Raw genomic sequence first — 23,932 nt, forward strand, 5'->3', positions numbered from 1 at the left:
TATTTTGTGGTGTGGGCTGGAATTAATTGCGGATCAAAGCCGATCGAGATCAGCGGCGATATCTTCTGCGATTTCCACCGCGTTTACATCATCCCGTTCCGCCGACATCCGCAGGCCAAGAAGGTCGGATTGGTACCGGGCCGCAAGACGGTCCGGGTCGTGGTTTGGACCGATCTCACCGGCCTGCTGCGCGCGGCGAAACAGGTCTGCGAAACAGGTCTTCATTGCGACCATGTGGGTACGGGCCTGGCCCGCCAAATCGTGGCCCCGGGCCTGCAATTCGGCATAGGTCTTGGACAACATGCAGGCTTTGGCTGGCAATTCCGACGCCGCAATCACGCGTAGCGGCTGGGCTTTGAGCGCCCCAAGAGGCCCCAATTCCCGCGCCAAAGCCATCATGTTGGCGACCCCCTCCTGTGCATAGCGCTCTAACGCCAGGGCATACAACGCATCCTTCGATCCGAAGGCCGCGTAGAAACTGCCGGGTTTTAGTTTCAGCTCGTGCTCCAGATCTTTTAACGACGTTCCTGCCCAGCCGTGGCGCCAGAAAATGTCGCGGGCCTGCGCGATTAACGCGTCTCGGTCGTAGGCGGGTTTGCGGGGCATTGCTTTTCACCAATTCTTGAACGATCACTCAAATATATACTTGAGTGATTGCTCAAGAAACCCTATTTCTGTCTCATCACGCCAGAAATAGGAGCTCCAACATGGCCAATTTCCCGTCTCATGACCTATCCACAGCCCCCGAAGGCTCAAAACTGCTGCTCGAGAAATCCCAGGCTGCGTTTGGCCGCCTGCCCGGCCTGCACAAGGTGATGGCGGAAAGCCCGCAGCATTTGGAAGGCTATCAAGTCCTGCACCACCTGTTCTTGCAGACCGATTTCGACAACGACGAAAAAACCGTCGTCTGGCAGACCATCAACGTAGAGAATGAGTGCCATTACTGCGTGCCAGCCCACACAGGCATCGCCAAGATGATGAAAGTGTCAGACGAGATTACAGAAGCCCTGCGCAACGAAACCCCGTTGCCGTCGGCAAAGCTGGAAGCCCTGCGCACCTTCACCCTGCAAATGATGCAGACACGCGGGAACCCCACTGACGGACAGCTTCAAGCGTTCTTTGACGCAGGCTATACACACCGCGCCGTTCTGGACGTGGTACTGGGCCTGGCACAAAAGACCATGTCGAACTACGTCAACCATATGGCGCAGACACCCGTTGACGAAGTGATGCGCGGCTTCCTGTGGGAACGCAAAGTCGGTGATCCGGCCTAAGTGCTGACAACCGAACCCTCGTCGCCTTCGGTGACGATCAGCGTATGGGCCCGGTCCGCCAGTTCCGCAAACAACTCAGGCCCGGTGCCCGTCATCCAGGCCTGAGCGCCCAACGCGCAAATCTCGTCATACAGAGCCGCCCGCCGATCCGCGTCCAGATGCGCGGCCACCTCGTCCAGCAACACGATCGGTGGTGCGCCCACCATCCCGGCCAAGGCCCGCGCATTGGACAGGATCAACGAAACCAGCAGTGCCTTCTGTTCACCGGTCGAGCAATCCTTGGCCGGAACCCCCTTGGCGGCAAACACCCCATAGAGGTCTGACCGGTGTGGCCCCACCAGCGTGCGCCCAGCGGCCAGGTCACGGAACCGGCTTTCGTTCAGCGCTTCGCGCAAGTCCGCTGTTGTTTCGGGCATCTCGCCTTCGGTTTGCACAAGTTCCAGTTCCGCCGACGGAAAGGCGGTTTCTGCTTGATCCTGTGCCACCCGCAAATGGTCCAGCGCAGCCATCCGCGCCGCGTGGATTCGATGGCCTGTTTCGGCCATCTGGCCTTCCAGCGCAGCATACCAGTGGGCATCGCGCACATTTTCTTTCAGCAGGCGATTGCGCTCGCGCATGGATTTCTCATAGGTCAAAGACGCCTCGGCATGAGTTGGGTCGAAACTCAGCGCGATACGGTCTAGAAACCGTCGCCGGCCCTCGGCCCCTTCGATCCAAAGCCGGTCCATCGAGGGGATCAACCAAACGATCCGCGCCAGTTTGCCAAGATCAATCTGGCTGGATGCCTTGCCATCAATGCGAACCTGCCGCGCCGCGCCGCTTTCGGACCAGGTTTCAATCTCATAATTCTGGTTCTGCGCCCGCAACAATCCGGACAGCTTCCAGCCCAGCGCCTCTGGCCGCCGGGTCATCTCGGCCGCGCTGGCCCGACGCATCCCGCGACCGGGCGAAAACAACGATACGGCTTCCAGAATATTGGTTTTACCAGCCCCGTTCGGTCCATGAATCGCCACTGGCCGCCCATCCAAAGACAACCGCGCCAGCTTATGAGACCGGAAATGCGAGACCGTAAGTTCGGTCAGGGCCAAAGTCATGACCCCTTCCTTTCGTTAGAAACCACCCCGCGGGGTCGATCAGACACGCATCGGCATGACAACATAGACCGCGCTTTGGTCATTGCCTTCACGCATCAGCGTCGGATCTCCGGCCGAATTGAACAGGAACACCGCGTTCTCGCGATCCACCTGAGACGCAATTTCGAGCAGGTATTTGGCGTTGAACCCTATCTCAAGCCGTTCATCCCCATAGGCCACGGCAAGTTCTTCTTCGGCCGCGCCACTGTCGGGTGCATTGACCGAAAGGACCAGCTTATCCGCGTCCAGCTGCAGCTTTACCGCGCGCGAGCGTTCTGACGAAACCGTCGCCACCCGGTCAACCGCCTGTGCGAATTCTGCGGCATCCACTTCCAACTGGCGCGTGTTGCCCTGCGGAATGACCCGCGTGTAATCAGGGAAAGTGCCGTCGATCACTTTCGAAGTCAGTGTGATATCAGGCGTTGCAAAGCGGACTTTGGTTTCGCTGACGGACACCGCGATATCCATCTCGTCATCATCCAGCAGCTTGCGCAGCTCGCCCACGGTTTTACGCGGCACGATCACGCCCGGCATATCCGCGGCGCCATCGGGCAGGTCCGCATCAATACGAGCCAAACGGTGACCGTCGGTCGCCACACAGCGCAGCACTTTGCCGCCTTCGGACCCATCGGCCACGTGCATATACACACCGTTCAGGTAATAACGGGTTTCTTCGGTCGAGATGGCAAACTTCGATTTATCGAACAGCCGCCGCAACAACGCGGCCGAAGCGGTGAAATTCGACTGATACTCAGAAGACGCCATCACCGGGAAATCCTCTTTCGGCAGCGTCGCCAGCGAGAAGTTCGACCGGCCCGCCTCCACTGTCAGGCGCCCCGCTGCACTGTCGGCAGTCAGGGTCACCAATGCCCCGTCCGGCAGTTTGCGCACAATCTCGTGCAGCGTCGTCGCGGCGACCGTCGTCGCCCCTGCTTTTTCAACCTGCGCCGGGGCCTTGTCGACCACTTCGATATCAAGATCGGTAGCGCGGAACTGGGCTTGATCGCCTTCGGCCTCGATCAGCACATTGGCAAGTATGGGAATAGTGTTGCGCCGTTCTACAACGGATTGGGCCTGCGAAACGGCCTTGAGAAGGGTGCCGCGTTCGATGCTGATCTTCATACCCTCAATTCCTCTGACTTGCGTGCCGAAAATGGGCGGGACTGGCACGTTAGCGGTTCCACCCTGAGGCACAAGGATTTTTTACGGATTTCTGGGTCGGAATGCTCAAACCGTCAAGGGGCGCGTGGCCCGCCGGGCACAGTTCATTTCCGACCGTGGACTATTGCGCACAAGAAAACGCCCCGGTCGTGAGGCACCGGGGCGTTTTCAAAGCAACTGGGGATGAAGTTCAGGCCTCAAGCGACCGGCGCAGCATCTCTACGTCTTCCGCAATCTGGCCGTCCGTGGTTTTCAACTCTTCGATGCGTTTGACACCGTGCATAACCGTGGTGTGGTCACGTCCGCCAAAACGTCGGCCAATCTCGGGCAGGGACCGGCTGGTCAATTGCTTGCACAGATACATCGCCACCTGACGCGGGCGGGCATAAGACCGCAGACGTTTGGGGCCAATAATGTCCGACAGGCGGATGTTGTAATAGTCCGAGACCTTGCGCTGGATTTCCTCGACGGTGATTTTGCGCTCGGAGGCGCGCAGCACGTCGGCCAGACAATCCTGTGTTAGTTCCATGTCGATCTCACGCCCCACCAGCGAGGCAAAGGCGAACAGACGGGTCAGCGCGCCTTCAAGCACGCGCACGTTTGTCGAAATACGGTGCGCGAGGAACTCCAGGACGCCGTCGGCAATCGTCAGATCGGGATAGGTGCTGCTGTATTGCTGCACTTTGTTTTGCAGAATGCCCAGACGCAGTTCGTAGTCGGTCGGGTGCAGGTCGACGACCAGACCACATTGCAGGCGCGATTTCACGCGGTCTTCCAGATCCTTGATCTCACCCGGGGCGCGGTCGGCTGAAATGATGATCTGTTTGTTCTGATCCACCAGTGCGTTGAACGTGTGGAAAAACTCTTCCTGCGTCGAATCCTTGCCTGCGATGAACTGCACGTCATCCACCATCAGCACATCGACCGAGCGGAACAAATGTTTGAAATCCATCATCCGGCGTTCGCGCAGCGCCTGAACAAAACGGTACATGAATTGCTCTGCCGACAGGTACAGCACATTCAGGTCCGGGCGTTTGGTCTTCAGCTCCCACGCGATTGCGTGCATCAGGTGCGTTTTACCAAGGCCGACACCACCATAGAGAACCAGGGGGTTGAAGGTGACAGGGCCACCTTCCGAAACGCGGCGTGCCGCGGCATGGGCCAGTTCGTTCGGCTTGCCGACCACAAAGCTGTCAAAAGTGAACCGGGCGTCCAAAGGCGCGGCTTGCAAGGATTCTAGCGCATCATTTGCAGGTTCGGCCTGCTGTGGCACCGGCTGGGGCTTGGAATAGTCCTGCGTAATTGCAGGTTCAACATCGGCCTCGTTTGACGGGCGCACTGGTGAATTCGCCGCAACGCGAAATGCCAGACGCTGCACCGGTTCCCCTGCAGTGTTCATCTCGTATAAAATGAGATCCGCAAAGTTTTGGCTCACGTAGTTGCCCATAAAGTTCGTCGGCACCGAGAACACCGCAACACCATCCTGCAGCTCTTGGAATTCAAGAGGTTCGATCCAGGTGGTGTAGTTGTTCTTGCCGATCGCCTTGAGCAGTTTGTTACGCAGTAGTCCCCATTTTTCTTGTGTCATTAAGCGCCTCACGCATCCCATTCTTTATTGGCCTGATCAGCCTTATTACTCTGTCCCGGTTTCCCGGTTTTAGGGACTCACACGCAAAAGGGTATCCTCTCGCCAAACCATATAAGGCTGGCGGGTCTGTCCCCGAAAGTCAGCACGGCCTGGCCATCGGACGCCACAAAAAAGACGTCCCTTAAACCGGGTTGCGCATCGCAATCATTTTTTTTCGACAGGGCACAGGTCGTCGGTTGCCCGAGACCTATAGCAGATCAACAAACCGGTGTTGCCCGGTTGCCGACATTCGTTTCGTGACCGTCCTGATGCCCGTCAGTATGATCGCCGAAACAGCCTGTCCCCCCATGCGAGTGAATCGCTGACTTAGTGGTAACAAGAGGCTAAGGCGCACGGCAACGAAACTCTGATATTGACTCGGGTTCTGAGCCGAAAGAATCTCTCGGTTTCGTGAAGGCGAGGTATTCTGGCAACAGCAAGAAGGGCGCCGCTTGGTGCGACGCCCTTCAAAATAGATCAGCTTTGCTTACGTGACCAAGGGTCAAACGGCTGCTTAGCCCAGCGCCTTCACGCGGGACGACAGACGCGACATTTTGCGGGCTGCAGTGTTCTTGTGGAAAACACCTTTGGTGACGCCGCGCATCAGTTCGGGTTGAGCTGCACGCAGGGCTGCGGTTGCGGCTTCTTTGTCGCCGGATGCGATCGCTTCTTCAACTTTGCGCAGGTAGGTACGGATGCGCGAACGGCGGGCTTTGTTGACTGCGAAACGCTTTTCGTTCTGACGTGCGCGTTTCTTTGCCTGGGGCGAATTTGCCATGTGTCTTTGACCTTTTTCGGTACGGTTATCTAAACGAGCGCGCCACGGACAATCCGCACCTGATCAAAAATCACGAATGTGAATCGGGCCAAGCGGGCCGCACGCGCATATATTGCGGGGCTACTTATCCAAGATTGCAGGCTTTGCCAAGCCGATTCGTGCGCGACGCATACCGGCCATGAAAAAGGCGGGCCAAGCCCGCCTGTTCCGATTCTCGATCTGTATCGAGTACGTGGCTTACTTATCGCGGAACTGGGCCGAACGTTTTTCCAGAAAGGCGGCCATGCCTTCCTTCTGATCTTCGGTTGCGAACATCGAATGGAAGACGCGCCGTTCGAACAGCATGCCCTCGCTCAGCGGCAGTTCATAGCTTCGGTTGACAGCCTCTTTCGCTGCCATCGCGCTCAGCTGCGATTTCTCGGCGATCTTCTGGGCCGCGCCGATGGCCTCTTCGGTCAGCTTCTTGGCAGGTACGACCCGGCTGACCAGCCCGGCGCGTTCGGCTTCCTCGGCATCCATGAAGCGCCCAGTCAGGTTCATATCCATCGATTTGGACTTTCCAACAAACCGGGTCAGACGCTGCGTACCGCCAAGACCTGCAATAACGCCCAGATTAATCTCGGGCTGGCCAAACTTGGCCGTATCCGCAGCAATGATGAAATCACAGAGCATGGCCAGTTCGCAGCCTCCGCCCAGCGCATAGCCCGCAACCGCGGCAATGATCGGTTTGCGAATTGCGCTTATCCGGTCATTGGCATCGCCAAACAGGTTCTGGCTGTAGACATCGACAAAGCTCATCTCGGACATCTCCTTGATGTCCGCGCCGGCGGCAAACGCCTTGTCCGAGCCAGTAATGATAATGCAACGCACCTTGTCGTTGTCGTCCGCCTCTTCCAGCGCCACGCAGAGTTCACCCATTAACTGGGTGTTCAGTGCATTCATCGCATCTGGTCTATCAAGTTTAATAAGGGCGACGTGGTCTTCGATTTCGACGATGATCGTCTCAAAAGCCATGAGGTCTAAGCTTCCGGTTGTTCCGTTCAGGTACGATTCCTTACCACGCGAAAAACTTGGATCAAGCTATCTTTGGCATTGCGCGCAGTAGAACGATGAGCGACCGGACTGGGTGATTCTTTTAATGACATGGCCGCACCCTTGGGTTCTGCACAGTTCTCCCTCGCGGCCATAAACGTCAAAGCTGTGCTGAAAATATCCAAGTTCTCCATCGGCTTGGCGGAAATCGCGCAGGGATGACCCGCCAGCCTCGATGGCCTCTTGCAACACCTGTCGGATAATCGGAACCAGGGCCGAAACTCGGGCCGCAGAAATTTTTCCGGCCTTGCGGCGTGGCGACACGCCGGCGCGATAAAGCGCCTCGCAGACATAGATATTGCCCAATCCGGCAACGATTCCCTGATCCAGAAGTGCCGATTTGACAGGCGTGTTCTTGCCCTTGAACGCATCTACTAGGTGCTGTTCGTGAAAATCATTGCCCAAAGGCTCGGGCCCCAGAACCGACAGCAGCTTGTGCTCATCGGCCGTTACGGTCGGCAGCAGATCCATTGCCCCGAAACGACGCGGATCGTTGAAGGTGACGCGGGCACCGTTGGCCATGTGAAACACGACATGGTCATGTTTTTCCGGCATCGGGTGCTCATGCGCGAACTGCCCCAGCGGATCACCGGATACGGTCATGCGCCCGGACATGCCCAGATGGATCAGCAGAGTTTCACCGCTGCTCAAATCTGCAAGAATGTATTTCGACCGCCTCCGCAGGCGATCCACGCGCTGCCCGGTCAGCCTGTCGGCCATCCGATCAGGAAACGGCCAGCGCAGATCAGGGCGCTTCACATCCGCGCGTTCGATCACCACACCCTCCATCGCGGGGGTTAACCCGCGGCGGACCGTTTCGACTTCGGGAAGTTCCGGCATGCGCTCTCCTGATTTGCTGCAAGGGCACCTTCCAGTGCCTGCACCATTTCATCATGTCCGGTTACATATTTCAGAATCCGCGCCGTCTTCCCATCTGAAAAACGCAGAATATATCTCCCGTCGTTCCTGAGGCTGATCCTGGTGAGTTTCGTGAGGTCAAAATACCGTCGCTGGAACAGCGGCCCCATCGTCACAAGCTCGGACCCGTCGATTGAGGTGGAATTAGCCAGATGAAAGATCAGCGTATAAGCGACCAACGCCATGACGCCCACCTTGATAAAGACCACCATCTCCGCGTCCAGTGACGGAAAAAGCTCGTCTGTCTGTGCCAGTTCCGGTTGGACAAAGCTGATGTAAAACAACGCAACCGATAACACCGCCGTCAGAATGATGACACCGGGCGTCGCACGAAAGGTCAGTCGCGTCAAAGATTGCTGCGCAGGCCGTTCGCTGCCCGCCCGCGAGATTGAGGACGTAAGCAGATCATTCGGGAGATGACCGATGGCTGCGTCCAGCTTGTCGCCAATCCCTTTGGCCTGCCGCACGTTACGGATCGTGCGTAAAACGGCCGCGATCCGCCACCCGATGAAGACAAGGGTCAGAACTAACGAGACTAAGATTGCAAAGATCAAAAAATAGGGCATGCCGGAAGAACCGCTCATTAACGTATATCGGTAGTCCTATTCAGAGACTGAGGAATTTCTGTGACGCGTCATGGCCCCTGCTACCTTTTCGCGCGATTGTCTTCCCAGCAATCAGGCCTATAAGGATGGGCAACACACACAGAGGCGTCCCACATGTCCGACACCAACGACAACACCACCCATTTCGGGTTTGAAACCGTGCGCGAGGCCGACAAGGCCGGTCGCGTGCAGGGCGTGTTCAACTCGGTCGCCTCCAAATACGATGTGATGAACGATGTCATGTCGATGGGCATCCACCGGGTCTGGAAAGATGCGATGATGGACTGGCTGGCCCCGCGTCCCGGTCAGCGCCTGTTGGACGTGGCAGGCGGCACTGGCGATATCTCGTTCCGCTTCCTCAAGCGCGCTGGCCACGGTCATGCCACTGTACTGGACCTGACCGAGCCCATGCTGGTTGAGGGCCGCCAGCGCGCCGAGGCCGACCAGATGGCCGACAGCCTGAACTGGGTGGTAGGGGACGCGATGGCGTTGCCGTTCGAGGCCAACACGTTTGACGTTTACACCATTTCGTTCGGCATCCGGAATGTGACCCGCCCGCAAGAGGCCCTGAACGAGGCATATCGCGTGTTGAAACCCGGTGGTCGCCTGATGGTGCTGGAATTCAGCCAACTGCCCAATGACGGGCTACAGAAACTCTATGACCTCTACAGCTTCAATGTCATCCCGCGCATGGGCAAGCTGATCGCCAACGACTACGACAGCTATCAGTATCTGGTGGAATCGATCCGCAAATTCCCCGATCAGGACACATTCCTGAACATGGTTCGCACCGCCGGGTTTGAAAACGCCAAATACCGCAACCTCAGCATGGGCATCGCCGCGCTGCATTCCGGCTGGAAGATCTGACCTATGCGTGGACCCCACAACATCATCCGCCTGATCCGCACAGGCGCCACGTTTGAACGCACGGGCGCCATGAATGTGGTGCTGGATGCGTTTGAGGCCCCACGCGCGCTGCGCTTTGTCGCCCACGCGCTTGGAAAACCGTTCCAATGGCTGGGCTACAAGGGCGACCCTGAGATGCCTCCAGCCACCCGTGCACTGACGGCATTGGGTCCGGCCTATATCAAATTCGGTCAGATTCTCTCGACCCGACCCGACGTGGTGGGCGAAGATCTGGCGGCCCAACTGCGCGTACTGCAAGACAAACTACCGCCCTTTTCCCGCGCCGAGGCACTGGCCGAGGTTGAAAAAGAACTCGGCCAGCCAGTCGATGAGGTTTTCGCAGAATTCAGCGAACCGATCGCTGCAGCCTCGATCGCACAGGTGCACAAGGCCCGCAGGGTCAGCACCGGCGAATATGTCGCCGTAAAGGTCCTGCGACCGGGCATCGAGAAAGCGTTCCATAAAGACGTAGACGCCTTCTATTTCGCCGCCCGCATCGTCGATCTGTTTGCCCCCGGCGCCCGTCGCTTGCGGCCAATGGATGTGATCGAACATTTCGACGGCGTGGTCCGTGGCGAACTGGATCTGCGGCTGGAAAGTGCTGCCGCCTCGGAATACGCGGCCAACACCAAGGATGACGACGGCTTTTGGCTGCCACCGGTCGTGTGGTCTTTGTCAGCGCGGCGGGTGATGACGCTCAGTTGGGCCGATGGCATCCCACTGGGAGACAACGCCGCACTGGATGCAGCCGGTCACAATCGATCTGATCTCGCCGAACGGGTTCTGCGTCTGTTTCTGCTGCACGCCCTGCGCGATGGCTATTTTCACGCGGACATGCATCAGGGCAACCTGAAAGTCGCCGCGAACGGCGATGTCATCGCCTATGACTACGGCATCATGGGCCATATCGACGAATACACGCGCCGGGTTTATGCCGAAATTCTTTTCGGCTTTATCCGCCGCGACTACAAACGTGTAGCCGAGGTGCATTTCGAGGCCGGTTACGTGCCCGCAAACCAGGATGTCGACGAATTCGCCCGCGCCCTGCGCGCGGTCGGAGAGCCGATCTTCGGTATGGACGCCACCCATATTTCGATGGGCCGTTTGCTGAGCTACCTGTTCGAAGTCACCGAGCGCTTTGGCATGGAAACCCGAACCGAGCTGATCCTGCTGCAACGCACCATGGTGGTGGTCGAAGGCGTCGCGCGCTCGTTAGACCCTCATACGAATATCTGGGAAGTCGCGCGTCCCGTTGTCGAGGATTATATCAAGCAATCCATTGGCCCACGCGCGGCACTGCGCGATTTCGGCAAAACCGCCATGGTACTTGCCCGGTTTGGCCCGCGTCTGCCGGCCCTGGTGGAAAACGCACTGATCGCTCAGACGCAAAAGGAAGAACCTCCCAGCAACGGGCTGATCTCGAAAATCCTGCCTGCAGCCTTGGGCGCTGCGGCTGGCGCAGCAGTCGCCGTCATGATCATGTCACTATACTAACGCAAGTCCGCCTGCTTCATCTGGTCAAAAAGTGTCGGCGCGATGGGGGGCAGCCCGCCCCCCGCCAACCTCAGGTCAAAGCCGCTCGATGGCGATGGCAATGCCCTGACCGCCACCAATACACATGGTGATCAGGCCTTTGGACCCGCCGGTGCGTTCCAGTTCGTGTAAGGTCTTCACGGTGATAATCGCCCCGGTGGCTCCCACCGGGTGCCCCAGCGCAATCGCCCCGCCATTCGGGTTCACCTTGGCACCATCCAGTCCAAGCTCCTGATTTACCGCCAGCGCCTGCGACGCGAACGCCTCATTGCTTTCGATCACGTCAAAATCTTCCACCGACAGGCCGGTCTTTTTCAGCAGGTTCTGAACAGCGGGAACCGGTCCGATGCCCATAACTTCGGGGCGCACCCCGGCATGTGCATAGCCCAGGATACGCGCCCTTGGCTTCAGCCCGGCCTTCGCGGCCGCATCCGCCGTCGCCAGAACCATGGCCGCCGCCCCGTCATTGATCCCCGAGGCGTTGCCCGCAGTCACACGACCGTCTTTCCGGAAGGCGGGTCGCAACCCGGCCAACGCCTCGGTGGTGGTGGCCTTGGGGTGCTCATCAACCTTGAAATCCACCATGTCGCGCTTGACCTTGACCTGTACCGGCACGATCTGGCTCTCGAAAAACCCCGCCTCGATGGCCGCTGCGGCGCGGGTCTGGCTGGTCATGGCGAAATCGTCCATCTGTTCGCGCGTGATCTGATGCTCATCGGCGACATTCTCGGCCGTGATGCCCATGTGACCGGTGCCAAACGGACAGTTGAGAGCGCCCAGCATCATGTCCAGCGATTTTACATCCCCCATTTTCGCCCCCCAACGCGCCTGCGGGACGATATAGGGGCTGCGCGACATGCTTTCCGCGCCACCGGCAACGGCAAATTCCGCGTCGCCCAGCATCAGCGACTGTACAGCTGACACGATCGCCTGAGCACCCGACCCGCACAGCCGATTCACATTCATTGCAGGGGTTTCAATCGGAAGGCCCGCCTGTACTGCAGCGGCGCGGGACAGATACATATCGCGCGGTTCGGTATTGATCACGTTGCCGAACACCACAGTTCCAATCTGCCCTGCTTCAACGCCCGAACGCTCCAGTGCAGCTTGGGTCACCACGGTTGCCAGATCGATGGGCGTTGTGGAGGCCAGCGCTCCGCCAAATGTTCCGATTGCGGTACGGGCTCCGCCCAACAATACGATATCGGTCATGTCACTCTCCATTGGGATTTGGCTGCAGTATGCACCGACGTACGTACCCGTGTCCCGTAAGACGTCCCGTCACAGTTGGAATTGACAACAGTGCGCCGAACACGCAAGGAATTCCGTCATGACGGACAACACTGACGATATTCTGACACGCCTGCCCGCCCGCCTGAAGGAAGCACGCCGGGCCAAGGGCCTGTCGCTCGAAGCCGTGGCCAATCTCAGCGGGGTATCCCGCTCGATGGTCAGCCAGATCGAACGGGGCGAATCCAGCCCGACCATCTCGACTTTGTGGAACCTGACACGGGCCTTGCAGGTGGATTTTGCCGGCCTACTGGAAGAGGCCAAAACCACCGATCAGGTAGAAGTGCTGCGCAATACCGAAGTGCCCAGCATCGACAACATGGGCCAGAACTGCCGTATCCGCATCCTGTCCCCGCCCGAAGAGGCCGGCGGGCACGAGGTTTACGATATCCAGTTTGATACGGATGGCGCCCTCAACAGCCAGCCCCATGCCCGCGGCGCGCGGGAGCAGCTGACCGTGCTGGAAGGCACAGTGCGTGTAACATCCGGCACCGCTTCTCGCGACCTGCAACAGGGAGATACCGCGCGCTATGCGGCGGACGTGGCGCATTCGATCATCGCTACCAGCCCGGCTCGTGTCTTTCTGATCGTAAAGAACGCCTGACGTCCACTTTTGCGGAATTTCATCTTTTATATTGTAATTCCCCAATTCGGGAATTACATCCGTTATGTTAGAAACGCGACTCGCATAAACGGAGACCGCCATGGCAGATGCATTCCTGTCCCACGTAACGGACACCCTCGCGCAGATCGAATCCGAGGGTTTGTATAAACGTGAACGAATGATCACCTCGCCTCAGGGCGGTGAGATAACGGTGGGCGGCAACCGGGTGATCAACCTGTGCGCCAACAACTATCTGGGTCTGGCCGACCACCCCGCGCTGATCGAAGCTGCCAAGGGTGCGATGGAGCCCAAAGGCTTTGGCATGGCCTCTGTCCGGTTTATCTGCGGGACGCAGGATATTCACCGCGAGTTGGAACAGAAGTTGGCCCAATTCCTGAACAAGGACGACGCGATCCTGTTTGCGGCTTGCTTCGACGCGAATGGCGGATTGTTTGAGCCTTTGTTAGGGCCTGAAGACGCCATTATCTCGGACAGTCTGAACCATGCCTCGATTATCGACGGGGTGCGGCTGTGCAAGGCGAAACGCTATCGCTATCTGAACAATGACATGAACGACCTCGAAGCCTGGCTGAAACAGGCACGCGAGGATGGCGCGCGTCATATCATGATCGCCACCGACGGAGTGTTTTCCATGGACGGCTATCTGGCCAACCTGCCGAAAATCCGCGAACTGGCTGATAAATACGACGCCATCGTTATGGTGGATGACTGTCACGCCACCGGCTTCATGGGGCCGAACGGTGCAGGCACGCCGGATCACTTCAGTGTCGATGTAGACATTTTGACGGGGACACTGGGCAAGGCACTCGGTGGAGCAATCGGAGGTTACATCGCCGGGCCGCAGCCGGTGATCGATCTGCTGCGGCAGCGGGCGAGGCCCTATCTGTTCTCAAACTCGCTGCCACCGTCCATCGTTGCCGCAGGTCTCGAAGCCATTCGTCTGGTCGAAGAGGGCAACATGCTGCGCGCCCAACTGTTCGGCAACGCGAAATACTGGCGCGCCGGATTGGAAAACCTGGGCTTTGAATTGCTGCCCGGCGAACACCCGATCATCCCGGTGATGCTCGGTGAGGCGACGCTGGCGCAAGATATGGCCTCAAAGCTGTTTGATGAGGGCGTCTATGTTTCGGGCTTCTTCTTTCCCGTCGTCCCGCGCGGTCAGGCGCGGATTCGAACACAGATGAATGCGGCTCTAACAAAGGACGAATTGGATCGTGCACTGACGGCCTTTGGTAAAGTCGGCAAGGAATTGGGAGTGATCTGATGCGACCCAACACGATGAAAGCCCTTGAGAAATCCAAACCCGAGGAAGGTCTGTGGATGGTGCAAGCCCCGGTGCCGGAAATCGGCCCGGAAGAGGTTCTGATCCGCATCAACAAGACCGGCATCTGTGGCACTGATATTCATATCTGGAACTGGGATGAGTGGGCCGCCGCCACGGTGCCGATCCCGATGATCACCGGGCACGAATTTGCCGGCGAAATCGTCGAAATCGGCCGCAATGTGACCGGGCTGGAAATCGGTCAGCGCTGTTCAGGTGAGGGCCATCTGATCGGAACCGAAAGTCGTCAAAGCCGCGCGGGGAAATTCCATCTTGATCCCGGCACGCGGGGCATCGGCGTCAACGAACAGGGGGCCTTTGCCCAATACTTGAAACTGCCCGCCTTCAACGTGGTACCTCTGCCGGATGACGTTCCTGACGAGATCGGAGCCATCCTCGATCCCTTGGGTAACGCCGTGCACACAGCACTGAGTTTCGACCTGCTAGGCGAGGACGTGCTGATCACCGGTGCAGGTCCCATCGGCATCATGGCCGCCGCCGTCGCACGTCATGCCGGAGCCCGGCACGTGGTGATTACCGACATCAACCCGGATCGTCTGAAACTTGCCGAACATGTTGTTCCCAACGTGCGCGCCGTCGATGTGTCCAAAGAAGACCTTCAGGACGTCATCACCGAGCTTGGCATGAAAGAAGGCTTTGACGTGGGGCTGGAAATGTCCGGTTCGCAAATCGCGCTGGACCAGATGGTCGAGGCACTGGTGATGGGCGGCAAGATCGCTCTGCTGGGGATTCCGCCCGGAAAATCTCCGGTCGACTGGTCCCGCATCGTTTTCAAGGCCATCACCATCAAGGGCGTCTACGGCCGCGAGATGTTCGAGACCTGGTACAAGATGATCGCCATGTTGCAGAACGGCCTGGATGTCAGCCGGGTGATCACGCACCAGATGAATGTCGATGATTTTGCTGATGGCTTCGCCGCGATGAAGTCGGGCCAGTCGGGCAAAGTAGTTCTGGATTGGACCTGAAACTCTGGCGTTGCGCAGATTCAGACTCTAAACATGAGAGAACTCAAGCCATCAGAGCACTGGTAGACACCAGGCAGGAGTAAGCGATGCTGTACCGGGGTTTCTCTCAGGAAGAGTTGGAGCAGGAGTATTCACCCCGGTCGATGATCGGCGGCGACCTGACCCCCTATCTGGATAGCTACGCCGCCCTCAGCGCGCAACACCGCGCCCAGATGGAGATAATCGAGAACCTGTCTTACGGTGACCGTTTGGGTCAGGTTCTGGATTTCTTTCCCGCTAAGGGCTCGGGCGCACCGTTGCACGTTTTTATTCACGGCGGTTACTGGCAGGCGCTCAGCCAACGCGAGTCGGCGATGATGGCTCCGGCTCTGGTTGAGGCCGAACAGTCCTTTGCCACACTGAACTACACGCTGGCCCCCGAGGCGCGGATTGGCGACATGATAGAGGAATGCCGCGACGCCCTGCTGTGGTTGGCCGAGAATGCTCGTGATCTGGGTTTCGACCCGTCGCGGGTCACACTGTCCGGGCACAGCGCCGGGGCCCAACTGGCGGCCATGGTCATGGCGACCTCGGCCGATGCGCTTGCGCGGGCGGGATTACGCGTGCGCGACGTGATCCTGATCAGCGGGGTCTATGATCTGGAACCGATCAGCCTGACCGCAGTCAATGACCCGCTTCAGCTAACCCCAGTCGAGGTTCACGACCTGTCCCCCATCCTGCACCTCCCCGCCCCCGGCCCGCGGTACTACGTGACCGTGGCCGAACGCGACACGCCCGAGTTCATCCGCCAGAGCAGGGACTACGCGGAGTTGCTGCGAAAAGGTGGTCATGCGGTCAGCTTCGACCTGCGGAAGGGGATGCAGCATTTCGATATTATCATGCATACGGCGACGTTTTTGGCAGGATCGAAATAGAGCAGATCATTTGCTGCAACGCCAAGAACGTCTGGTTCGAGCCCAACCTGTACCCTGGATTTTATTGCTGCATGCGCTTGCAGCAGTAACGACACTGCAACTGCCGAATACCTTGTGCGGCCAAGCAGCAAAAAAACTGTCATTCATGCAAATAGCAGCGATGCTCGCGGCGGCGGCTCACAGTTCGCTCAACAAAACCGTCCTTCACTTCATCCGCAACAGCTATCGCCTAGCTGAATTGGTGGACACGGGAGCGTGGCATATGAACAGTAAACACAACAGTCGCCTTCCAACGGCTTCAAAACTGTTTTGCACGACTTGCATTCATAGAACCACTGGCAAGCATCCGTTGGCATTTGCTCGGTTTCACTGTGGCCGCACTTCGGGCAAATCAGGGTGCTTTCTAGGACTACAGTTTGTTTTGTCATAGTCTCACATCTGCATGATCAGGTAATCGTTAATCCATGCCTCGTTAAACACAACGACCCAACCCACGCCGGTGATTAGAGTCGTTCCTGCAAGCCACCATTTCAACGTCGGCAAGGAACCGCGCCGATAAGATACCATCCATGATATCACGACGAGCGCCGTTGACATCGTCAGCACATAGTAACTCGCTGCGGCAACCTTCCCAAAGATTGCCAACCAACTGCCACCCAGCCCCAGTAACATCATCGTCATGGGCAAAACGCAGCAAGTCGCGACGCCAAGCGCTGATAGCGATCCCAAATAGCTGAGGCTAAGGTACTTCTGCATTCTGTTTCCCTGATGGACTACGTCGCGCGGAGTTGTAGAGACAACAACCTCTCGTTTAACTTCTGTAGCCACTACAGGATCAAGACAGGAAATCTCACATGTTTGCGATTGGGGAGGCATCCCGGCAAAGCGGTGTCGGAATTGATACTATCCGCTACTACGAACGCGAAGGGATCGTGCCGAAACCAGAAAGGGCATCGAATAATCGACGCATGTACTCCGCGCACGATGTTGGACGGCTTCGTTTTCTAAGGAAGTGCCGAGACATGGGTTTTTCGCTTGCCGATGCAAAGGTGCTTCTCAACCTATCCGAAGGTGATAGCGAGGATTGCCAATCCGTTAAGGAACTGGCCGAGCTTCATATCTCCAATGTGCGTATGAAGATAATCGAACTTAAGCGATTGGAGGCCGCCCTGAATGAACTTACGGCCAACTGTAACATCGGGAACGTTTCTTGCCCGATGCTTGCGCAGATACGGACCTACTAATGGCACTTTGAGGCTCGCAGTCGCCCTATGCCAACGCAGCATGACCCAAGATTCGGGCCGCGCAGAATCTACCGTTCGTTAGAGAGGTCAACTCGTTGATTTAGCAATGTTTCAATCACTCAATGAACATTTGTGCCTTGCCGCGGTGTTCTTGAAGCACGCGGCGATTTCGGACAGTGAGCCCTACCTGCCGTGCCTGAGCAATCAATTTGCTGCATACGCATTCGGCAGGTTTTATCGGAAGCCGACCTCTGATTTCCGAACCACAGAGCAATGGTTCTGCTTATCTTTGTCCCAAATTGGGCTGGGCAGACTTAGATCTTCTGTTGCTTTCCGTTGTATCAAGGCTTGTATCGTGTGTACTCGAAGTCCATATACACAGGGCTTACGTTTTTCTTTTTCGACCTGCTGTCTCCCAAACTCGGCGTTCAGTCTTTCGATTCAGACCGACCACGCCGAGTCGCCGCAATAATGCGGGCGGCAAGTATTAGGAGACTTCCACCATGGCAAATGGCACAGTAAAATGGTTCAACTCGACCAAAGGTTTTGGCTTTATCGAACCTGAAGATGGCAAGCGCGATGTGTTCGTGCATATCTCAGCACTTGAGCGTTCCGGCATCAGCGAATTGAAGGACGGCCAGAAGGTCACTTTTGACGTCGAAGCTGGCCGTGACGGGCGCGACAGCGCCGCCAATCTGGCACTGGCCTGACCTTTTACGGGCACCCTTATGGGGTGCCCGTTTGCACAATGGGCTGCTAAAAGCCCTTGGAGAACAAGTCAGTTGCAACAGCAGGAATTGACCCGGGCGCTCGCGCAATACCGTGTGCCCGATACGAAGCGTAGCGTTATTGAACTGACAATCACTGTCATCCCCTTTTTCGCGCTATGGGGCGCAGCGTGGTTTGCGCTATCCCTTAGTATCTGGGTCACTGTTCTATTGGCCATCCTGAACGCCGCATTTCTGGTGCGTATCTTCATCATCATGCATGATTGTGGTCACGGATCTTTCTTTAGAAGCCGCACCGTTTGCAATTGGACCGGCCGGGTTCTGGGTGTTCTTGCCCTGACACCCTATGACGTCTGGCGGCAAAGCCATGCGATTCACCACGCTTCAACCGGTAACCTTGATCGGCGTGGTATGGGTGACATTCCTACATTGACCATTGAGGAATACCTGAAACGGAATTGGTTCGGGCGTGCCGCTTACAGGTTAATCCGGAACCCCTTCTTCCTGTTCTGTATCGTACCGGTGTACACGTTCTTTTTTCAAAATCGCTTGCCCTTTGGTTTCATGCGGTCAGGCTGGCTGTATTGGGCAAGTGCGATGGGAACAAACGCTGCAATTGCAGGGGTATTGGCCCTAGTTTTTTGGGCCGGAGGCATTGAGGTTTTAGCGTATGTTTTCCTACCAACCATGATTGTCGCATCATCGATTGGTATTTGGCTTTTCTATATTCAACACCAGTTTGAACACACGACTTGGGAGCGGGAAGAGGGGTGGAACCTTCAGAACGCCGCATTCTATGGAAGTTCTCACTATGCCCTGCCAGGCATCCTGCGGTGGTTCTCTGCCAATATTGGTGTGCACCATGTTCACCACCTTGCCAGCCGCATACCGTTTTATCGGTTAAACGAGGTTTTGCGTGACCATTCCGAGTTGGAAGATTGCCAGCGTATTACTTTATATGAGAGCTTTCATTGTGCGCGATTGCACCTTTGGGACGAAAAAAGTCAGCGCTTGCTGACATTTTCTCAGGCTTTGTCGAACGCCAATCCCAACAAGAGTTTAGTGTAATCTGGCGCGCACCAAAAAGGCGTCGACAGTATCACCGCCGAGGGCGCGAATGGCCTCTAGTCGGTGAAGGCCTTCAATCAGCACGAACCGCTTGTTGTCCGCGCGTATCTGGATCGGGGTCTTCTGGCCGTTTTTCAGGATATCTTCGGCCAGTGTCAGGACTTTTTGTTGATCAAGCGTTTTCGCCCGTTTTACAGGGACATAGATCAGGTCGAGCGGATATGGTCTTTTCTCCAACATAAGCTACGTAGGTAACCTTTCGTGCATTTGTTCCGGTTCAGAGTTCGCTACAAAAGCGGGGGCTGGAACGTACGTCATAGAACCGAACGAACAGCATCGCGCAGTTCCTGATGCATAATCCAAGTTGCTGGCTCATCGACACTTTCGATGTGAGAAAATGCCAGGACCTGAGCGGCGCCATCATTCTGTACCGATCCGGCTTCGGGTAGGTCTAGTTCCAGGTATTCTGCGATCAATAGTCCGATTTTCTTGAAAACTTTGATGGAGGCCTCGCGCGATTTGTAACCGGCTGCCTGAGACAAGTGACCAATGGTCAGACCGTCCTTGCCTGCGATTGTAAGTGCTTTGAGCATTGTGACCTGCGCAGGGGTCAGCCTGATTTGTCGCAGTGCCTCGGCATATTCTCTTTCGCTGGGAACGAGGGTGCCGGAATTTCCCTCCAAACGGCGTTGACCGCTACGTTTCCTGTCTCGTTCACCGAGAATTTCTTTTAATGCTTCGATGGCCAATGCTGGTGTTTCACCGACTGCATCAGCAATCATTGTCTGCGTTTTAGCCGGTGGCTTAGGGAATGCGCGCGCAACGCTGTTACCGCTCAGGATGCCAGCCTTAATCAAGTACTTTCCAAATTCTTCTTCAATCACTCCTGCTACGTCAGCGTTCCGCGGCTCACGAACACTGCGGTCCTGAAATGCTCTTTGTTCCAGACCACGAGCTGACATCTTTGAACCGGGAAGGGTTACTTGAGGGGCATTTTTGCGCATCAGAGAAACACCACCACAATTATGGCCGCAACAAACACCAATAACGCGATAAACATCTTCGCTCTGTAGGACCAGCGATGCGCCCTTTCGGCCTTGAGCATTTTGCCCAGGTTTTCGTCAATCGAGTTATGGTTCACGGCTTGGTCCTTCCGGATTTGTCAGGCGATATTGATTTCCAGCAACCTATTTTCACGGCAAATTTTCGGCGCACTTATCGTTCTGTCGTGTGAACGGCCGATTGCATTCCCAACCATCACCTCTTCGATTCAAATGAGCGTTGGAAGGGATAAGGATCGCAACGCACCTGTCCTGGTTTGAGCGAAAGCCACGTTCACATTTCCATCCAGAGTAGGTTTCAGGTGCAAGGTATGCATGCTGTGGAATTGCCACCGGTTCGCAACCGCTCTCCGTTTCTCTGAAACCTCTGAGGCACACCCAACCATCCGCGCTGTTTTTGTCAGTCAGGCGGCCGTTGCTCGGGACACTAATCGCAACACAATCCTGGTCTTCCTTACGAAATCCCCAGTCACAGTGTACTTCCTGTGCGCCAAACCGGGTTTCGACGTACCCATTTTGAGGCGCAATCAATTCTTCGCATTTTTCTCCGACTCGTCGGAAGAGCCGATTGCACTCCCATCGATCTCCAGTCGATGCAAGATATGCGTTTTTAGGAACTGCTATTTCCTCACAAAGATCTCCAACACGCTGGAATCCATGGTTGCATTCCCAAACTGGACCATAGGAACTGCCGGTCAAATGCGCATTTTGAGGTGCGTTTGCTCTTTGACACGATCCGTTCTTGTTTTCGAAACCTTCGTCACAAACCGATCCGTCGGCATTGCCTGCGACTTGGGCAGGAAGCTGCGTTCCTGAGAGCAACACCAAGAGTGTCGGGATCAGGCAAAGAACGCGGCGCAAAAACACGATGAATGACTGAATGAAGCGGAGCCTGAGACCTGATCTATCGGGCATCAAGCACGCAATTTATGAGCCATGTGCTGTTCATACGGCGCCTTCTTTAATTGGTCACCCGATGACTGGGGCTTGTCAGGTGACAGTTGCGAATGCTTGCGAGGAACGAGCTCATAGCGAAGACCCCAGCGAAACCCGTTCCTATGCTGGGGCACATGCTACAGTTATTCTGAAGGCCATTGGATCATCGAAGCCGGCAGCATCGCGGCGACGAGTAACTTTCACCAATGCACTTTTGTGGTCCTTAGCCAGAATAGAGTCAAGGAAGTTTCCCTTGTCGCAATGCAAGTACCGCCAGGGCAGGTAGTTTTTGAAACTGCCGGTGACCAAGATCCTTGGTGAACTACCGAAAGAAATTGTCTGGCCTGAGTGCGGCGAAAGAGGAGTATGTGATCAAGGCTTCCCCGTGACTATGAATGACTGGCCTGATAACATTGGCTGCAACGCAGCGATTTTCGCGCCGCTTCTGCACAAGTACTCGCGGCGTGATCAAATGGCCGCTCGGTCCCGCACCCTGTAAATTGCGCCTGAGCCGAGAAAACTGTGCTGCGAGCGTACGCAACAAGATTTTGACACTTCCGCTCAGGGCACGCTACGTCCCACTCCTGCGTAAAAGAACTAGAACCACTATGGATTGGCGACCGACAGCGCCGCTCGCCAAACTGTCTCAGATGTCTATGCGCTCTGCAATGCTTAGCGCGTCTTCCAATTCAACGCCCAGGTATCGCACGGTGCTATCGACCTTTGTGTGCCCAAGCAGAAGTTGGACCGCGCGGAGATTTCCTGTCTTGCGGTAGATCTCAGCTACTTTGGTTCGGCGAAGCGAATGCGTGCCATATCCGCTCGGTTCCAATCCGATTGCGGTCACCCAGTCTCGAACCAGCCTGCCATACTGGCGCGTCGAGATGTGTGGTCGATCATGGAATCGGCTTGGAAACATGAACCGGCTAGCAAACATTTCCGGTGATTTTACCCATACCAATACAGTTTCTCGCGTGTTTTCCGTCAGTTCGAATTGAACAGATCGCTTGGTTTTGCTCTGGATCACCGAAACACGCTCACGGACGCGATCGTCTTTGACAAGATCGGTCACAGCGAGTTTGACCAGATCGCAGCCGCGTAGCTTGCTATCAATCGCGACGTTGAACATTGTGAGATCACGCAGATTTCCAGAAAGTTCGAGCCGGGCACGGATCGCCCAGACCTGTTTTGGGAGTAGCGTTCGTTTCTGACCGATGATCCGCCCCTTGTTCCAAGCTCTGGGTTTTGGGGTGACTGCAGGTAGTTGGACTCTTGGCATATTTTGCACTCCGATCCACCCTCCGCACCCAAGCAACAGCACCGCGCTGACCACCGAATAGTACAAGCGGCGTGAATGCCTGCTGTCCGATTATGAATACTGGCATGGTTTAAGTGTGTGCATTAGGCGGCTTGAGCCCATATCACTACGCATAAGAACGGTTCGAGTCCAAACCGCGCGTACGCTTCGTCTTCAGCACCGATTACCGATCGGGTTCCACGTTAAAAGGCCCGGGTCAGCACCAATAAGATAAAATGAGATATGATCAGAAAAGCTGGTAAGACCGGCGTCAGGTTATCAGCGACGCCGAGCTAACCCGGGGCTTACTGATACGCCATTTCGCCACGCGCTCAACCCCTTGCAGCATCGACAAATCCGCTCTCCGAACCCTTCGCTCCAGAATGGCGTTCTGCAACGAAGACACGGGCGTTCTTGCGGCACGTCATTGTGGGCGCGAGCCATGATCGTATCTGCGTCGTTGTCGAAGTCTTCCATCAGTTCTTAGCCTCGATTTCTGTTTTGGTTTATACAGCGTCTGGAAAAGAAAGTTCCGAGCCCTAAGCCTTGAGATTGAAGGAGCTGCCTGGTTCAGACTGTCCGATGGGACGGCCTGTAATCCGAGGGGTTTTAATAGGACGAACTGGCATTCCTTCGTTCTCAGCAGCTTGGACAGCGAAAGCATACCGAGAACCGCTTGCGCATCCTCGCGGTATGGCTCGTTGATCTGATGATCCGTCGTCTGCCTCAGAAATGAGCGACTCAGAGTAGAGGTGCCGAAGTTGAGTCTCAGACACACCATCCGCTTCCATAATCAATTGCACCATGGGATCGGCCAAAAGTTGGTCGAGCAAGAACTGCGACAACTGCTTTGAAGACAGTTTATCCTTCGCGCGGGCTCTCTCCAAATCAGTAAGAGAAACGGTCAAGGTACGCGCCAGACCGGGGTGAGATTTCCGTGGATGCAGAGAGATTAGCACTGATGCTTTCCAGGCTTCTGGATCCAAATAATCTGGTGGTGCGGAAAGCTCAGTTTCTATGTCGTACTCGCCTGCCGGGAGTAATTCGTCGAAGCCAGGGAAAGTAAACGGCCTGGAAAAGACTGCGATTGTCTTGCTGATTATCTGGTTCATTTGGGTAATTCTCCTTTGCTGATACCGCTCGCTCGGAGATGCAGACAAGAACAAGCCACCCACTCCCGGCAGGGTATTATCAGTTTTGAGGTTTAGGCTTTGGTTTTTCGGGGACGACGTCAGGCGCTTCAGACGTAACTTCTTTTTTCGGCGCGTCCGCATCGTTTTCCTTCAGTGCGGCAGCCGCTCTGGTCGTCAGGTCTTTGAAAGACATCATTTTGATCCTTTGATTGTCCGCAACACCCACGAGCCCAGATAGGGTGTGAAAAGTGAATGCGGCTACGTCCAATATAGGGATTGGGTGCCTCATTTACTACGTAAAG

General features: G+C 56.3%; 26 protein-coding genes. 10 read left to right on the forward strand and 16 right to left on the reverse strand.

Translation table 11 applies throughout. The annotated features are described in order from the left end of the window. Positions 1–33 precede the first annotated feature (33 nt). Positions 34–606, reverse strand: a complete 573-nt coding sequence (locus ACR0IY_RS18730; RefSeq protein ID WP_480676007.1) for a TetR/AcrR family transcriptional regulator — start codon at positions 604–606, stop codon at positions 34–36. A 101-nt stretch (positions 607–707) separates the two neighbouring features. Between ACR0IY_RS18730 and ACR0IY_RS18735 the strand changes: the two genes are divergently transcribed. Next, positions 708–1,274, forward strand: a complete 567-nt coding sequence (locus tag ACR0IY_RS18735) for a carboxymuconolactone decarboxylase family protein (protein ID WP_480676009.1) — start codon at positions 708–710, stop codon at positions 1,272–1,274. On the opposite strand, the gene recF is transcribed toward ACR0IY_RS18735, so the two are convergent. The 7 genes from recF to ACR0IY_RS18770 form a co-directional block, all read right to left on the reverse strand. After that, positions 1,271–2,368: a DNA replication/repair protein RecF gene (recF, locus tag ACR0IY_RS18740; protein ID WP_480676011.1), complete on the reverse strand. Its 1,098-nt coding sequence runs from the start codon at positions 2,366–2,368 to the stop codon at positions 1,271–1,273. The genes ACR0IY_RS18735 and recF overlap by 4 nt on opposite strands. Positions 2,369–2,407: 39 nt before the next feature. Next, positions 2,408–3,529: a DNA polymerase III subunit beta gene (gene dnaN / locus ACR0IY_RS18745; protein ID WP_480676013.1), complete on the reverse strand. Its 1,122-nt coding sequence runs from the start codon at positions 3,527–3,529 to the stop codon at positions 2,408–2,410. Positions 3,530–3,758: 229 nt separating this feature from the next. Further along, positions 3,759–5,156 (reverse strand): chromosomal replication initiator protein DnaA, encoded by a 1,398-nt coding sequence (gene dnaA / locus ACR0IY_RS18750; protein ID WP_480676015.1) that lies wholly within the window; start codon positions 5,154–5,156, stop codon positions 3,759–3,761. A 553-nt stretch (positions 5,157–5,709) separates the two neighbouring features. Continuing rightward, entirely contained in the window at positions 5,710–5,973 is a 264-nt protein-coding gene (rpsT, locus tag ACR0IY_RS18755; protein WP_170430656.1) for a 30S ribosomal protein S20, read from the reverse strand. Between the two features lie 237 nt (positions 5,974–6,210). Beyond that, positions 6,211–6,987: an enoyl-CoA hydratase gene (locus tag ACR0IY_RS18760; protein ID WP_480676017.1), complete on the reverse strand. Its 777-nt coding sequence runs from the start codon at positions 6,985–6,987 to the stop codon at positions 6,211–6,213. A 66-nt stretch (positions 6,988–7,053) separates the two neighbouring features. Beyond that, entirely contained in the window at positions 7,054–7,905 is an 852-nt protein-coding gene (mutM, locus tag ACR0IY_RS18765; protein ID WP_480676019.1) for a bifunctional DNA-formamidopyrimidine glycosylase/DNA-(apurinic or apyrimidinic site) lyase, read from the reverse strand. Beyond that, positions 7,863–8,567: a hypothetical protein gene (locus tag ACR0IY_RS18770; protein ID WP_480676021.1), complete on the reverse strand. Its 705-nt coding sequence runs from the start codon at positions 8,565–8,567 to the stop codon at positions 7,863–7,865. Before ACR0IY_RS18770 ends, mutM begins: the two co-directional genes overlap by 43 nt. Positions 8,568–8,702: 135 nt before the next feature. On the opposite strand from ACR0IY_RS18770, the gene ubiE reads away from it, so the two are divergent. Further along, positions 8,703–9,455, forward strand: coding sequence for a bifunctional demethylmenaquinone methyltransferase/2-methoxy-6-polyprenyl-1,4-benzoquinol methylase UbiE (ubiE, locus tag ACR0IY_RS18775; RefSeq protein ID WP_480676023.1), 753 nt, complete (start codon positions 8,703–8,705; stop codon positions 9,453–9,455). A gap of 3 nt (positions 9,456–9,458) precedes the next feature. Further along, entirely contained in the window at positions 9,459–10,988 is a 1,530-nt protein-coding gene (gene ubiB, locus ACR0IY_RS18780) for a 2-polyprenylphenol 6-hydroxylase (protein WP_480676025.1), read from the forward strand. Positions 10,989–11,063: 75 nt separating this feature from the next. On the opposite strand, the gene ACR0IY_RS18785 is transcribed toward ubiB, so the two are convergent. Beyond that, a complete protein-coding gene (locus ACR0IY_RS18785) occupies positions 11,064–12,239 on the reverse strand; it encodes an acetyl-CoA C-acyltransferase family protein (protein WP_480676027.1) in 1,176 nt (391 codons plus the stop codon). 118 nt (positions 12,240–12,357) lie between these two features. Between ACR0IY_RS18785 and ACR0IY_RS18790 the strand changes: the two genes are divergently transcribed. The 4 genes from ACR0IY_RS18790 (at position 12,358) to ACR0IY_RS18805 (ending at position 16,163) form a co-directional block, all read left to right on the forward strand. Further along, on the forward strand, positions 12,358–12,921 hold the full coding sequence (locus ACR0IY_RS18790; RefSeq protein ID WP_480676029.1) for a helix-turn-helix domain-containing protein: 564 nt from the start codon (positions 12,358–12,360) through the stop codon (positions 12,919–12,921). A 100-nt stretch (positions 12,922–13,021) separates the two neighbouring features. Further along, a complete protein-coding gene (locus tag ACR0IY_RS18795; RefSeq protein ID WP_480676031.1) occupies positions 13,022–14,206 on the forward strand; it encodes a glycine C-acetyltransferase in 1,185 nt (394 codons plus the stop codon). Between the two features lie 14 nt (positions 14,207–14,220). Further along, positions 14,221–15,249, forward strand: a complete 1,029-nt coding sequence (gene tdh / locus ACR0IY_RS18800) for an L-threonine 3-dehydrogenase (RefSeq protein ID WP_480676240.1) — start codon at positions 14,221–14,223, stop codon at positions 15,247–15,249. Between the two features lie 86 nt (positions 15,250–15,335). Beyond that, entirely contained in the window at positions 15,336–16,163 is an 828-nt protein-coding gene (locus ACR0IY_RS18805; protein ID WP_480676033.1) for an alpha/beta hydrolase, read from the forward strand. 209 nt (positions 16,164–16,372) lie between these two features. On the opposite strand, the gene ACR0IY_RS18810 is transcribed toward ACR0IY_RS18805, so the two are convergent. Next, positions 16,373–16,591 (reverse strand): GDCCVxC domain-containing (seleno)protein, encoded by a 219-nt coding sequence (locus ACR0IY_RS18810; RefSeq protein WP_480676035.1) that lies wholly within the window; start codon positions 16,589–16,591, stop codon positions 16,373–16,375. 4 nt (positions 16,592–16,595) lie between these two features. After that, on the reverse strand, positions 16,596–16,919 hold the full coding sequence (locus ACR0IY_RS18815; RefSeq protein WP_170447553.1) for a hypothetical protein: 324 nt from the start codon (positions 16,917–16,919) through the stop codon (positions 16,596–16,598). Positions 16,920–17,017: 98 nt separating this feature from the next. Here ACR0IY_RS18815 and ACR0IY_RS18820 point away from each other — a divergent pair, with 98 nt between their 5' ends. The 3 genes from ACR0IY_RS18820 (at position 17,018) to ACR0IY_RS18830 (ending at position 19,203) form a co-directional block, all read left to right on the forward strand. Then, positions 17,018–17,407 carry a MerR family transcriptional regulator gene (locus ACR0IY_RS18820; RefSeq protein WP_170637988.1) on the forward strand — a complete coding sequence of 130 codons (390 nt, stop codon included), beginning with the start codon at positions 17,018–17,020 and terminating at the stop codon, positions 17,405–17,407. Between the two features lie 503 nt (positions 17,408–17,910). Next, positions 17,911–18,117, forward strand: a complete 207-nt coding sequence (locus tag ACR0IY_RS18825; protein WP_170430361.1) for a cold-shock protein — start codon at positions 17,911–17,913, stop codon at positions 18,115–18,117. Between the two features lie 72 nt (positions 18,118–18,189). Next, on the forward strand, positions 18,190–19,203 hold the full coding sequence (locus ACR0IY_RS18830) for a fatty acid desaturase (RefSeq protein ID WP_480676038.1): 1,014 nt from the start codon (positions 18,190–18,192) through the stop codon (positions 19,201–19,203). Here ACR0IY_RS18830 and ACR0IY_RS18835 read toward each other — a convergent pair. The 5 genes from ACR0IY_RS18835 to ACR0IY_RS18855 all read right to left on the reverse strand — a co-directional run bounded on the left by ACR0IY_RS18835 (position 19,195) and on the right by ACR0IY_RS18855 (position 23,609). Beyond that, positions 19,195–19,443: a ParB N-terminal domain-containing protein gene (locus ACR0IY_RS18835; RefSeq protein ID WP_170712027.1), complete on the reverse strand. Its 249-nt coding sequence runs from the start codon at positions 19,441–19,443 to the stop codon at positions 19,195–19,197. The genes ACR0IY_RS18830 and ACR0IY_RS18835 overlap by 9 nt on opposite strands. Before the next feature lie 74 nt (positions 19,444–19,517). Continuing rightward, positions 19,518–20,207, reverse strand: coding sequence for a hypothetical protein (locus ACR0IY_RS18840; protein ID WP_170485440.1), 690 nt, complete (start codon positions 20,205–20,207; stop codon positions 19,518–19,520). After that, on the reverse strand, positions 20,207–20,344 hold the full coding sequence (locus ACR0IY_RS18845) for a hypothetical protein (protein WP_170712025.1): 138 nt from the start codon (positions 20,342–20,344) through the stop codon (positions 20,207–20,209). Before ACR0IY_RS18845 ends, ACR0IY_RS18840 begins: the two co-directional genes overlap by 1 nt. A gap of 1,502 nt (positions 20,345–21,846) precedes the next feature. Continuing rightward, complete coding sequence (locus ACR0IY_RS18850) at positions 21,847–22,479, reverse strand: tyrosine-type recombinase/integrase (RefSeq protein WP_480676041.1); 633 nt, start codon at positions 22,477–22,479, stop codon at positions 21,847–21,849. A 557-nt stretch (positions 22,480–23,036) separates the two neighbouring features. After that, entirely contained in the window at positions 23,037–23,609 is a 573-nt protein-coding gene (locus ACR0IY_RS18855) for a hypothetical protein (protein WP_480676043.1), read from the reverse strand. Between the last annotated feature and the right edge of the window lie 323 nt (positions 23,610–23,932).

Source organism: Ruegeria sp. BC1 (assembly GCF_056539305.1).